Annotated in this window: 12 protein-coding genes and 1 pseudogene; 3 read left to right on the forward strand and 10 right to left on the reverse strand. The window is 67.6% G+C overall.

The genetic code is table 11. From position 1 onward, the window contains the following. Positions 1 to 116 precede the first annotated feature (116 nt). Positions 117 to 936 (forward strand): annotated as a pseudogene (locus AB0J91_RS26940) (acyl-CoA dehydrogenase family protein); the annotation flags it as partial. Positions 937 to 1111: 175 nt separating this feature from the next. Here AB0J91_RS26940 and AB0J91_RS26945 read toward each other — a convergent pair. From AB0J91_RS26945 to AB0J91_RS26955, 3 genes are all read right to left on the reverse strand, one after another. Further along, entirely contained in the window at positions 1112 to 1693 is a 582-nt protein-coding gene (locus tag AB0J91_RS26945; protein WP_363874166.1) for a nuclear transport factor 2 family protein, read from the reverse strand. Positions 1694 to 1799: 106 nt separating this feature from the next. Then, the gene (locus AB0J91_RS26950; protein WP_363874169.1) at positions 1800 to 2129 is read right to left on the reverse strand and encodes an EthD family reductase; all 330 of its coding nucleotides are present in this window, start codon (positions 2127 to 2129) and stop codon (positions 1800 to 1802) included. Between the two features lie 16 nt (positions 2130 to 2145). Continuing rightward, positions 2146 to 3675: a class I adenylate-forming enzyme family protein gene (locus AB0J91_RS26955; protein WP_363874172.1), complete on the reverse strand. Its 1530-nt coding sequence runs from the start codon at positions 3673 to 3675 to the stop codon at positions 2146 to 2148. A gap of 144 nt (positions 3676 to 3819) precedes the next feature. Here AB0J91_RS26955 and AB0J91_RS26960 point away from each other — a divergent pair, with 144 nt between their 5' ends. Together AB0J91_RS26960 and AB0J91_RS26965 are read left to right on the forward strand one after the other, a co-directional pair. Further along, a complete protein-coding gene (locus tag AB0J91_RS26960) occupies positions 3820 to 5382 on the forward strand; it encodes an acyl-CoA carboxylase subunit beta (RefSeq protein ID WP_363874175.1) in 1563 nt (520 codons plus the stop codon). A gap of 30 nt (positions 5383 to 5412) precedes the next feature. After that, entirely contained in the window at positions 5413 to 6531 is a 1119-nt protein-coding gene (locus AB0J91_RS26965; RefSeq protein WP_363874178.1) for an alkene reductase, read from the forward strand. A 70-nt stretch (positions 6532 to 6601) separates the two neighbouring features. Here AB0J91_RS26965 and AB0J91_RS26970 read toward each other — a convergent pair whose 3' ends face one another. The 7 genes from AB0J91_RS26970 to AB0J91_RS27000 form a co-directional block, all read right to left on the reverse strand. Next, positions 6602 to 7231, reverse strand: a complete 630-nt coding sequence (locus tag AB0J91_RS26970; protein WP_363874181.1) for a TetR/AcrR family transcriptional regulator — start codon at positions 7229 to 7231, stop codon at positions 6602 to 6604. Positions 7232 to 7343: 112 nt separating this feature from the next. Beyond that, on the reverse strand, positions 7344 to 8078 hold the full coding sequence (locus AB0J91_RS26975; RefSeq protein WP_363874184.1) for an SDR family oxidoreductase: 735 nt from the start codon (positions 8076 to 8078) through the stop codon (positions 7344 to 7346). Continuing rightward, positions 8075 to 8551, reverse strand: coding sequence for a MaoC/PaaZ C-terminal domain-containing protein (locus AB0J91_RS26980; RefSeq protein WP_363874187.1), 477 nt, complete (start codon positions 8549 to 8551; stop codon positions 8075 to 8077). The genes AB0J91_RS26975 and AB0J91_RS26980 overlap by 4 nt, the downstream gene beginning before the upstream one ends. After that, the gene (locus AB0J91_RS26985) at positions 8548 to 9012 is read right to left on the reverse strand and encodes a MaoC family dehydratase (RefSeq protein ID WP_363874190.1); all 465 of its coding nucleotides are present in this window, start codon (positions 9010 to 9012) and stop codon (positions 8548 to 8550) included. The genes AB0J91_RS26980 and AB0J91_RS26985 overlap by 4 nt, the downstream gene beginning before the upstream one ends. A gap of 2 nt (positions 9013 to 9014) precedes the next feature. Beyond that, positions 9015 to 9896 carry a CoA ester lyase gene (locus tag AB0J91_RS26990; RefSeq protein WP_363874193.1) on the reverse strand — a complete coding sequence of 294 codons (882 nt, stop codon included), beginning with the start codon at positions 9894 to 9896 and terminating at the stop codon, positions 9015 to 9017. After that, positions 9893 to 10645, reverse strand: coding sequence for an SDR family NAD(P)-dependent oxidoreductase (locus AB0J91_RS26995; RefSeq protein ID WP_363874196.1), 753 nt, complete (start codon positions 10643 to 10645; stop codon positions 9893 to 9895). The genes AB0J91_RS26990 and AB0J91_RS26995 overlap by 4 nt, the downstream gene beginning before the upstream one ends. Further along, positions 10642 to 12453 carry an acetyl-CoA carboxylase biotin carboxylase subunit gene (locus tag AB0J91_RS27000; RefSeq protein WP_363874199.1) on the reverse strand — a complete coding sequence of 604 codons (1812 nt, stop codon included), beginning with the start codon at positions 12451 to 12453 and terminating at the stop codon, positions 10642 to 10644. Before AB0J91_RS27000 ends, AB0J91_RS26995 begins: the two co-directional genes overlap by 4 nt. Positions 12454 to 12600 lie beyond the last annotated feature (147 nt).

Raw genomic sequence — 12600 nt, forward strand, 5'->3', positions numbered from 1 at the left:
CTGGATGGTGTGACATCCAGAGCCGACCCCGGCCCCGGACGCGAGGGGCGACTCGCGCCACGGGCCGCACGTGGACAACTCGTACCGACCGACTTTGCAGATGCGTTGTCGCCGCGATGGCGACCGGGGAAATCCGGGCCACCATGGCCTGACCGAACCGGGAGGCGGCTCCGATCTGCAGGCCATGCGCACCATCGCCCATCGCGATGACGAGGGCTATCTGATCAACGGCTCCAAGACGTGGATCACCAGCGCCCGCAGGTCGCAGCTGATCGCGCTGATGTGCAAGACCGACCCGGACGCCGCCCCAGCGCACAAGGGAATCTCGATTCTGCTGGTCGAACACGGCCCCGGCCTGACGGTCTCGCGCGACCTGCCCAAGCTCGGCTACAAGGGAGGTCGAGAGCTGCGAGCTGTCCTTCGACGACCACCGGGTCGGCGCCGATGCCGTCCTCGGCGGCACCGAAGGCCACGGCTTGGCACAAATGATGAAAGGCCTGGAAACGGGACGGCTGAAGGTCGCCGGCCGCGCGCTCGGCGTCGCGCGGGCGGCCCTGGAAGACTCGCTGAACTACGCCCAGGAGCGCGAGTCGTTCGGCAAGCCCATCTGGAAGCACCAGTCCGTCGGCAACCACCTCGCCGACATGGCCACCTCGTTCTCCGCAGCGCGCCAGCTGACACTGCACGCCGCCCAGAAATACGACGCCGGTCGCCGGGTGGACATGAAGCCGGGATGGCAAAGCTCTTCGTCTCGGAAACGGCGATGGAGATCGCGCTCAACGCCGTCCGCGTCCACGGCGGCTACGCTACTCCACCGAATTCGACGTCGAGCGCTACTTCCGCGACGCCCCACTGATGATCGTCGGCGAAGGCACCAACGAGATCCAGCGCAACGTCATCGTCCGTCAACTGGTCCAACGAGGCGGCATCGACTGAACAGCAGGGACGTCCGCGCTGGCAAGGAGTTGCCAGCACGGATTTGACACATCTCAATGCGGTCGTACTAAGCGTTGTCCGGAACTGGCAGCTCCTCGTCACGTCGAACGCGCCACCGTCATCCGTCCGGTCCCGGCGACTGCGCTGTCGTGGCCGATTGGCCTAAACTCATTCCTCAGCTTTCGGCAATGCTCCTCGATTTCGCGGACGTCGAGTCAATCTGCTCACCGTCGAGCCAGCACAGATCTGGTGGAGGAACGTCGTACGCGGGAGGTTCCAAGTGATCTCCCGCCAGCGGATCGATACGTGTCCTGGTCAAGCGCATGAAAGAAATACGCCATCCAGAGTCTGTTCGCACGTACTCCTCATCGTAGTAGCCGTAGCCACGGATTCCGTACATCCCGTCGATCTGGAAACCCTTGTACACGAAGCTGTCCTGGGGCCAGGTCAAGTAGTCGTACATGGCCCACCTGGCCCGAATCAAGCCGTCGTCTCGCTTCTGCATGTCCGGCATGAAGCCCTGATGGACGGTACGCATTGGGGAAAGCCACTCCGAAACACCGGCCACGAAGGCATCCGGACCCGAAGTGGCAAAGGGAAAGCCTTCGAAGGTCGCGGCGTCGGAGAACAACGCCCGGAGCCGCGGCCACTGCTTTGCGTCAAGGTAGAAGAAGTATCGGGACTTGAGTTTGCAGACGGTCTGATATTCAGCGAAGTCGACCAGCGCATTTTCGATCTGGCTCGGCGCGGGCGCCATCGTGACGACCTCTCTTGGTTGGGAAAGACTTGAAGTAGAGCGTCGACGGACTCCCGGGGCTTACTCGGCGCGCAGCTCCGATTACGTCACCCGGCCTCGGACATCACTACTGTGCGCCACCGACGGGTTCGACGTTGGTTTCGGTGGCGATGAACCAGTCGATGGTGCCGAGGAAGTGCTTCTCGTGCTCGTGCAGCGGTTCGGCCTGCGGGGAGGCGAATGCGGTGCGCACGTCGTCGACGGTGTCGAAGTACAGCTCGGCCATTCCGTCGTAAGGCCAGGACTTGCGGTGCTCGATGGCCGGGTTCTGCCGGTAGGCGCGCAGCCCCGGCAGCTGCCAGACGAGCGGGGGGTGCTCCTCCTGCCAGTAGGCGAGGAAGTCCTCTCGCGACAAGTCCGGCAAGGCTTTCAGCATGGCGACGATCTTGACCGACATCGCTGGGTCCTTTCCGCTACCAGCCGACGAGCTGGCGCAGGTTGCTCTTGACGATCTTTCCGCTGGGGTTGACGGGCATCGACCCAGGTTCGAGGAACACGAAGCGCTTCGGGATCTTGTAGCCGGCCAGGGAACGACGCAGGTGTTCGCGAAGCTCGCCCTCGGTCGTGCTCTGCCCGGGGCGAAGTGCGACCACCGCCCGGACCTCCTCGTCCCATTCGGTGCTGGAGACGCCCAGCACGCCGCATTCCATGACAGCGGGGTGGGCGTAGAGGACCTGCTCGATCTCCGAGGCGTAGACGTTCTCCCCTCCCGACTTGATCAGGTCCTTCGCGCGATCGCGGAAGTAGAAGTAGCCCTGCTCGTCCTGGGTGACCAAATCGCCGGTGTGCAGCCAATCCTCGCGCAGGGCCGCGGCTGTGGCCTCGGGGTTGTTGTAGTAGCCGAGCATGACCGCCGGGCCGCGCACGGCGATCTCGCCGAGTTCCCCGGCTCCGAGCGGCTCGCCCGTCACCACGTCGACCACGCGAGCCTCGACCATGGAGTACTCCTGGCCGATGGAACCGTCGAGCTCGGGCCGCATGATGTCGCGGTCGAGCAGCCGGGTCACCATCGGCCCGGCCTCGGTGAGCCCGTACCGGAAGTACATGCGCACCTGCGGGGTCAGCTCCCGCACGGCTCGCTTGTCGGGCATCCGCAGCAGACCGCCTCCACTGTGGAGTTGGCGGAGGTGCTTCTGGAATCCCGGAGTTTCGAAGATGTCGGCCTGCAGGAGCCGTCGCACCATGTTGGGGATCATGAAGGACGTGGTGATCCGCTCGCGATCGACGAGCTCGCCGATCTGCTGCTCGTCGAAGCGGTGCAGCATGACGTTGGTGCCACCGCTCATGTAGTGCGGGGCGAACACGCACAGCAGCGCGGCCGAGTGGAACATCGGCGTCACGTTGAGAGCGACGTTCTCCGCTGCGCTGGCGATCCCCACGTCGAGCCGCTCGTTGATCGAGTTCACGATGCCGGAGCGGTGAGCCAGCACGACGCCCTTGGAGAACCCGGTGGTTCCTCCGGTGAACAGCACGCACATCGGGTCCTCGGGACCGACCCCGGGTTCGACGGCCTGCCCCGGCGTGGCCGCGAGAGCGTCGAACTCGGCGCCCTGCCGGACGACGGTGAGCGAGGGATCGAGGTCTCCGGTCGCCCGGGCGGCATCCAGCGCGTCGTCGAACTGCGACTCGACCAATACGGTGCGGGCGTCGGTGGAGGTGATGCCCTGGACCAGCTCGGCGGTGGCCCAGCGCCAGTTGTACATCACGGCCACGGCACCCGCGGCGATGACACCGAGGAACGCCTCGACGCAGAAGATCGAGTTGCCCGCCAGGATCCCGACGTGATCACCGCGCTTGACCCCGGACGCCCGCAAGCCGCGGGCGATGCCCTCGGCCCGGGCGCTGAGCTCGCGATGGGTCAGCCGGCCGGTGTCGTCGACCACCGCGTCCCGGTCGGGGTGCCTGCGGGCGTTGAGCCGCACACAGTCGGCAAGGGTCCACATCGTTGTCTCCTCCGCACACTCCGAACTTGCCCATGAGCCTAAGAAACGAATGCACGTTTGTCTAGCTCAACTTCTTGTCTTGGCAGCGAGTCGGGGTAACATACGGTCGCTCGTTCGTTTTTAGTTGCGTACCCAGGAGTGCTGATGACCGACATCCAGGACAGCCCAGCGACCAGCGCCGAGGACGTCCACGGCGAACTCGGGCGCCGACTGGAGCAGGCCCGGCTCGGAGGTTCGGAGAAGAACCGCGCGAAGGTCCTCGACTCCGGCAAGATGCTCGTCCGGCAACGGCTCGAGCTGCTGTTCGACGACGGGTGGTCGTTCGAGGACGGCCTGCTCGCCCGCTTCGACGAGGGCCTGCCCGGCGACGCCGTGGTGACCTGCATCGGCAAGGTCGACGGGCGCGAGGTGGCCGTGATCGCCAACGACTTCACCGTCAAGGCCGGAACCTGGGGCAAGCGAACGTTCGAGAAGATCACCCGCACGCAGGAGATCGCCGACGAGACCGGCATCCCGCTGGTGTACCTGTTCGACTCCGCCGGCGCCCGGATCGACGAGCAGTTCGAGAGCTACGCCGGTCGCCGCGCTTGGGGCAACATCTTCTACAACCAGGTGCAGATCTCCGGGCGCGTCCCGCAGGTGTGCGCGCTGTTCGGCCCCTCGCCCGCCGGATCGGCCTACGTCCCGGCTCTGTGCGATTTCACGATCATGGTGCGTGGCCATGCCACGGCCTACCTCGGCTCGCCCCGCCTAGCGGAGATGGTCACCGGGGAGAAGGTGACGCTGGAGGAGATGGGCGGCGCCGACATGCACTGCCGCACCTCCGGCCTCGGCGACTGCCTGGTGGAGGACGACGCGGAGGCGATCGCGGCGATCCGCGTCTGGTTGTCGTTCCTGCCGTCGAACTGGGAGGAGAAGCCTCCGGTGGCCCCGGCCGCGGAGCCGGCGTCGGCACGCACGGTCCAGGAAGTGGTGCCGGAGCGCGAGTCCGAGGTCTACGACGTGCACGAGCTCATCGATGCCCTGGTCGACGAGGACTCGTTCCTGCCCTACAAGGACCTCTTCGCACCCGAGCTGGTCACCGGCTACGCCCGGATCGAGGGCCACAGCGTCGGCCTGATCGCCAACCAGCCCATCCAGCGCGGCGGCGTGCTGTTCCCGGACTCCTCCGACAAGGCCGCTCGGTTCATCTGGACCTGCAACGCCTACAACATCCCGATCATCTTCCTGGTCGACATCGCCGGCTACATGATCGGCTCGGAGGTGGAGAAGCAGGGCATCATCCGCCACGGAGCGAAGATGCTCTTCGCCGTCGCCGAGAGCCGGGTACCGCGCATCGCCGTGCTCGTGCGCAAGGCCTACGGCGGCGGGTACCTCGCCATGTCCGGTGCGCCGATGAAACCCGACGCCGTGATCGCCCTGCCCACCGCCAAGCCCGCGCTGATGGGTCCCGACGCCGCCGTCAACGGCATTCACTACAACCGCATCCAGGCCATCGAGGACCCCGAGGAGCGCAAGCGCTTCGTGGCCGAGAAGCAGGCCGAGTACGCCGAGGGCATCGACGTGTTCAGGATCGCCAACGAGAACGCCGTCGAGGCCGTCGTCCCGGCGAACGAGCTGCGCGGTGAGCTGCACCGCCGCCTGTCGGTCTACCGGCGCCGCTCCACCCCGCCCGCCGCACGCCGCCAGGCCGTCACCCCCGTCTGAACCCCGAATCCGAGGAGGAAGAACACGCACATGGCCGTCAACACGCTTTTTGAGCCCGTCGATCTCGGAACCCTGAAGCTGCGCAACCGGTTCGTGATGGCCCCGATGACCCGCAGCCGCGCCCACCGGGACGGAATCCTGCCGGAGTCCGCGCCGACCTACTACGCTCAGCGCGCTACCGCCGGATTGATCGTGTCCGAAGGGGTCTGCATCTCCCCCGTCGCGGTCGGCAATCCCAAGGTGCCCGGCATCTGGACTGACGACCAGATCGCGTCCTGGGCGAATGTCGCCGACGCCGTGCACAAGGCCGACGGAACCATCGTCGCCCAGCTCTGGCACACCGGCCGCGCCTCGCACCCATCGCTGCAGCCCGGCGGCCTTCCCCAAGTGGCGCCCTCCGCTATCAAGATCGAGGGCTCCACCTTCGCCCGGGATGGGCGCACACCGCACGAAACACCGCGGGCGTTGGAGACCCTGGAAATTCCGGTGATCGTCGCGCAGTACGGGCGCGCCGCGCACAACGCGATCGCCGCCGGGTTGGACGGCGTGGAGATCCACGCGGCCAACGGCTACCTCATCGACCAGTTCCTCCAGGACAACACCAACACCCGCACCGACGCCTACGGCGGGAGCATCGAGAACCGCGTCCGCTTCCTCTCGGAGGTGGTGGCGGAGGTCAGCGCGGCCATCGGCCCCGACCGCGTCGGAGTCCGCATCTCCCCGGCCAGCACCTTCCAGGACATGGCCGACTCCGACCCGGCGGCCCTGTTCAGCCACGTTCTCAACGTGCTCGACGAGGCCGAGGTGGCGTACCTGCACATCGTCGAGCCAGGTATCGGCGGTTCCCAGGACGTCGCAAGCGACCACGACAGGGCCCGACAGGCACTTGGCTCGTCCTGGGCGCGTGAGAACTACAGCGGCAAGATCATCGCTGCCGGCGGCTACCTGTCCGACTCGGCCGAATCCGTCCTCGTCAACGGTCACGCCGATGCGGTGGCGTTCGGCCGCCCGTACATCTCGAACCCCGACCTCCCGACCCGGATTGCGGCCAACGCTCCCCTAGCTGAATCCGACCGGGCCACGTACTACGGCGGAGACGACACGGGCTACATCGACTATCCCACGCTCGAGGACCTTGCGAACGCATAGCGAGGGCGATCAAGCAAAGTGCAGCAGGGGTGGCCGGGAATTTCCGGCCACCCCTGCTCTGCTGGACAATTCAGGTGCCTGTTGCCGCCACCGGATCCGCGTTCGCCGCAGAACTGACTCCGACTTGCCGCAGAATCATCTCCGTGTAGGTCTGCACAATCCCTTCGAGCGACATCCCGCCGCGCGGCTTGTACCAGGACGCCACGTGGGTTCCCATCGCGACGATCGCGTAGGTCTGCAGCCGCGCGTCGACGACCTCGGCCTTGCCCTCGGCGGAGAGTTCCTCGATGACACCGCGGATGAGCTTCTCGTACTGGTCGCGCTTGCCGACCACCCGCCGGTGCTCCTTGGCCGGCAACGCGCGCAGCTCGGAGTTGCCGATGAACACCTCGCGGGCGCGCTGGGCGTGGAACCGGATGTGGGTGTCCACGCAGGCGCGCAGGGCCGCGACCGGATCATCCTCGTGCTCGCGCAGCACGCTGCGCAGAGCGGCGAGCAGGTCGTCCATGATGCCGATCATGATCGAGCTGAGCAGCTCGTCCTTGCCGCTGATGTGGTTGTACAAGCTGCCGACGCGGATCCCGACCTTGGCCGCCACCTCGCGCAACGAGGTGGCCTCGTAGCCGTGTTCGTAGAAGAGCTCGATCGCGGCCTCACGGATGGCGTCAGGCGTGCGAACGCCGTTTGTGGGGCGCGGCATGCAGTGCTCCGATACGGGACAGGAGGCGTGATGGCCTCAATTGAGGATGCCTGACCTGCTCAGTCTACCGGATTGCAAACAAGCAGCCGTTCGCATCCTGGAAGTGTCACTCTCAGGAGATCGACATGCCTCCATCGACCGGGATGACGTGTCCGGTGACCCACTCGTCGTCGATGAAGCGGGTGATCCACCTGGCCACCTCGACTGGTTCTCCGGTACGGCCCAGCGGGTTCGTTGACGCCCGCTCTGCCAGGAACGTCTCCTTGACGGCAACGTCCATCCCCGCAGCGGCGAACAGGGGCGTGTTGGTCGGACCAGGAGCGACGGCGTTCACCCGCACCCCGTGCGGTGCCAGTTCGAGGGCCCAGCAGCGGGTGAGCTGGGCGACCGCCGCCTTCGAGGCCGCGTAATGGGCGTTGGAGAGCGAGGGTTTGAGCGCCACCGTGCTGGAGAGGTTGACCACCGCGCCGCGGGCTGCGATCAGATCGGGCAGCAACGCCTGCGTCACCAGCGTCGTCCCGGTGACGTTGATGTCGAACAACCGTCGCACTTCGGCGGCCTCGACGTCGGCCAGCGCGCCGACGAGGAGCACACCGGCTGAGTTCACGAGGAAGTCGACCCTGCCCCATGCGCTGCGCACCTCCGCCGCCGCGGCGGCGACTTGAGTCGGGTCTGCAACGTCAACGGCTGCGGTGAGGGTGTTCTCCCGTTCGGACAGCCACCGCAAGCCTTCGCTGCTGACGTCCCACCCGGCCACGCGAGCCCCTCGTTCCAAGAGCAGTTCGGTGGTGGCGCGTCCCAGGCCCGACTTCGCCCCGGTGACGACTGCGACCAGCTCAGACCTCATCGCTCACCGCCTTCGGGACGGCGGCGGACCATGAAGCTGCTCGAGAAGGTCATCACCGTCTCGCCGCGCTGGTTGACCGTCCGGTAGGCGAGCGTCCAGATCCCCCGGTCCGGTTTGCTCGTCGAGCGGGCCGAGGTGACTTCGGACTGCGGGTGGACCGTGTCGCCGATGAACACCGGTGCCGCCGCCCGGACCTCGTCGAGGCCGAGCCAGGCCTGCACGTTGCCGAAGATGCCCGTTTGCGTGAGCAGCCCGAGCGACAACGACAGCGACAGCGGACCGTGGGCGATCCTGCCGGCGAAACCCGCTTCCTGGGCGTAGGACTCGTCCAGGTGCAGGGAAACCCAGTCCCCGGTCAGGCCCGCCCACTGGACGAGGTGCGAGTCGGTGATCGTCACGCCCGGGCCGCGCAACACATCACCGACGGCAAGGTCCTCCCAGAACACCTTGCCCTGCCCGGTGACCGCGCTCATGCGCTCACCTCCGTCGGGCGGCGCTTCATCAGCGCGGCGCGGCGCAGGCGGCAGACCAGCTCGTCGCGCTGGTTGAGCGCGCGGTGCTCCAGCTTCACGATGCCGGTGTCCGGACGGCTCTTGGACTCGCGCACCTCCAGCACTTCGCTCTCGACCCGGAGCGTGTCGCCGATGAGCACCGGCTTCGGAAACTGCACGTCCTCGAACCCCAGGTTGCCCACAGTGGTGCCCAGCGTCAGGTCATTGACGTGGATACCCGCGACCAAGCCGAGGGTGAACACCGAGTTCACGATCCGGGTGCCGAACATCGAACCCTTCGCGAACTCCTCGTCGAGGTGCAGCGGTTGCGGGTTCATCGTCAGCGTCGTGAACAGCAGGTTGTCGGTCTCGGTGACCGTGCGCGTCACGGCGTGCCGGTGGACCTCACCGACCACGAACTCCTCGAAGTACAGCCCTGCCATGCTCATTCCTCCTCGTTGTTCCCGGCCACGGCCAGGACGGATCGGGCCCGTTGGGCGTGGGCGAGGTCGATGTGCTCGCCCTCGAACATCACCGCTCCCCGACCGTCGCGGGCTCCGTCCTCGTAAGCCGCGACGAGCCGCCGCAACCGGTCCAGTTCGGCCGCATCAGGGGTGTAGGTCTCGTTGACCGGCCCGACGTGCGACGGGTGGATGACGACCTGACCGCCGAAGCCGAGGTCGCGATTGGCCCGGGCGAACACGCGCAGACCGTCGAGGTCGCGCAGCTCCTGCCACAGCCCGAGCACGATGTGCTCCAGCCCGGCCGAGCGGGCCGCCAGCACCACCTTGCTGCGCAGGTACAGCGACTCCAGACCACCTGGGCTCCAGGTGAACCCGACTTCGCGGGAGATGTCGGCGTCCTTCGCAGCGGCGGCCATCAAGCTGACCACGCGGGGGGCCGAGGCGATCTCGTCCACGTTGGTCAGCGACCGCGCCGTCTCCAGCGAGGGGATCAGGCCGACCGTGCCGCGTGGCAGTCCGCGTTCGATCTCGGCCGCGGTGACCAGCGCGTCGTAAGCCAGGACGTCGTCGCGCCCGTAGACCTTGGGCAGCAGCAGCGCCGTGAGCCCGGGACGGACGACGGCCGCGACGTCCTTGCCGAACAGGTCCGTCTCGAGCGGGTTGACCCGGACCACCAGACCCGTCGAACCCCCGGCCAGGCGGTCGAGGGTCGAGGCGGTCGCGGTGCGTGCCTCGTCCTTCGCCCCGGCAGGAACGGCGTCTTCGAGGTCCAGGATCAGCGCGTGCGCACCGGCGCGGACGCCCTTGTCGGCCCAGTCGGGCTTGTGCCCGGGCACGAACAGCAAGGAGCGGTAGGGCTTCATCGCGCTTCCTCCTCGGTGAAGCGGAAGACCGCGGTGGCACCGCCGTCGACGACGAGCGTCTGACCGTTGATGTTCGCGGCATCCTCGGACAGCAGGAACGCGCACACACCGGCGACCTCGTCGGCGCTCGAGATGTGGCGGGTGGGTGTCTTGCGGAGGAAGGCCTCCATGGCAGCCGTGTTGAGCATCGGTGTGCGCATCGGGCCGGGGCAGACCGCGTTCACGGTCACGCCCTTGCCCCAGAAGTCGAGCACCAACGCTCGGGTGAGGTTGACCAGCGCGCCCTTGGAGGTGGCGTAGGCGGTGAACTCGTAGCCGTTCATCCCGGCGATCGACCCGATGTTGACCACCCGGCCCGCACCGGTGGCGGCCAGGTCACCGGCGAACTCGCGGGTCACGGTGTAGGCACCGGTCACGTTGACCTCGAGCACCTTGCGGAAGGTCGCGGTGTCGGTGGTGTCGAGCTGACCGCGGAACATGATGCCGGCCGCGTTGATCAGGTACTGCGGCAGCATGTCTCGGCCAGCCAGGGTCTCGCGCAGCTCGTGCACGGAGTCCTCGTCGGTGATGTCGACGCCGAATCCCACAGCACTCCCACCGCTCTGGACGATGGCCTGCGCTGTCCGCTGCGCGGCGTCCTGGTCGAGATCGAGGCAGACCGCGGAGCACCCCTGGGACGCGAGGCGACGCGCGATGGCCGACCCCAAACCGCCTGCGGCCCCGGTGATCAGGGCTGTTCCGGCGCTCATGCGGGCACCACCACGGCCAGCGGCGCACCGGCGGTGACGACGTCTCCCACCGCCACGCCGACCTCGCCGACCGTTCCATCCACAGTGGAACGAACCGGGTTCTCCATCTTCATCGCCTCCACCACGAACAGGACCTGCCCGGTCGTCACCGCGTCGCCGTCGGCGACCTTGACCGCGATGACCGTGCCTTGCATCGGGCTGCTCACCGCTCCCGAGCCACCGACACCGGCCCCTCCTGCCGCCTTGCGCTTGGTTCCGCTCCCCCGCGACCGGCGTGCGGGCGGTTCCGCCGGGGTCGCAGCACCCTCGCCCGTGAAGAAGGGGATGACGTAGCGGCGACCGCCCACCCAGACCTCGTCCCGGCCACCTTCGTCACCGTCGGCGTCGGCCACTTCCTCGGCCACAACGCCGACTGCGGCGGGGAACTCGACCGCGTGCTCCAGCCAGCGGGTGGTGAAGGTGACGCCGGCGAAGTCGGCGTGGGCCAGCACGGCCTTGGCGGCAGGGATCGTGGTCGGCACGCCGTCAACGACCAATTCGTCCAGCGCTGCCAGCGTGCGACGGATCGCGGTGTCGCGGTCGGGGCCCCACACGACGAGCTTGCCGATCATGCTGTCGTAGTGCGGCGGGACCTCGTCACCGCTCTCGTACCCGGAGTCCAACCGCACTCCGGGGCGCATCGGGACCTGCAGGGCGTGGATCGGGCCGGGGCTGGGCACGAACAGGCCACCAGCCGGGTCTTCGGCGTTGATGCGGCATTCGATGGCATGTCCGCGAGGGGCTGGTCCCGACGTGGGCTCGCTCAGCGGTTCGCCGGCCGCGACTCGCAGCTGCTCGGCGATCAGGTCCATTCCGAGCACGGCCTCGGTGACCGGGTGTTCGACCTGGATGCGGGTGTTCATCTCCAGGAAGTAGAACCGACCGTCTTCCACGAGGTATTCGACCGTGCCGGCACCGGTGTAGCCGACCGCTTTCGCCAGCCGGACGGCGGCCTCACCCATCTCCGCCCGCAGCTCGTCCGGCAGCCCTGGCGCCGGCGACTCCTCGACCAGCTTCTGGTGGCGTCGCTGCACGGAGCAGTCGCGGTCGCCCAACCACACGGCGTTGCCGTGAGCGTCGGCGAAGATCTGGACTTCGACGTGGCGGGCGGCCGACAGGTAGCGCTCCAGGTAGACCTCGGAGTTGCCGAAGGCGGCTCCGGCCTCGCGGCGGGCCGCGGCCAGGGCGTCGTCGGCCTCCTCCGGCCCGGCGACCGTGCGCATGCCCCGTCCGCCTCCGCCGAAGGAGGCCTTGACCGCCACCGGGTAACCGTGCTCGGCGCCGAAGGCCCGGACCTCGTCCGCGCTGGTGACGGGTTCGGTCGTACCGGGAACTTGCGGGACGCCCGCCTGCGCGGCGATCCGGCGCGCGGCGACCTTCTCCCCCATCACCTCGATGGCGTCGCCGCTCGGGCCGATGAACACCAGCCCCGCGTCGGTGACCGCGCGGGCGAACTCGGCGTTCTCGGCGAGGAAGCCGTATCCCGGGTGGACCGCGTCGGCTCCGGTCTCCTGCGCCACCTGGACGATCCTGGCGATGTCGAGGTAGTTCTCGTTCGCGGCCGTTCCGGGAAGCGCGACCGATTCGTCGGCCAGGCGCACGTGCAGCGCCTTCTCGTCGGCGTCGGAGTGCACGGCGACGCTGGCGATGCCGCGCTCGGCCAACGTGCGGATGATCCGGACCGCGATCTCTCCGCGGTTGGCGACGAGCACCTTCGACAGAGCCCCAGCGGCTCCTCGTCCTGCCTGCTCTCGCGGCACCTGGGCCATCGATCTCTCCCTCTTTAACGAACGTGCGCTCGTTTGCTAATCTAGACTTGCTCACAAACCCTGGTCAAGAAATGCAGGTCACAGCGCCTTCCGAGGCGAACGATCGTTCGCAATTCTGCGGAAGACCGGGAGCGGCGACCGTTCGAG

This window comes from Saccharopolyspora sp. NPDC049357, assembly GCF_040677225.1.
Lineage (GTDB): Bacteria > Actinomycetota > Actinomycetes > Mycobacteriales > Pseudonocardiaceae > Saccharopolyspora.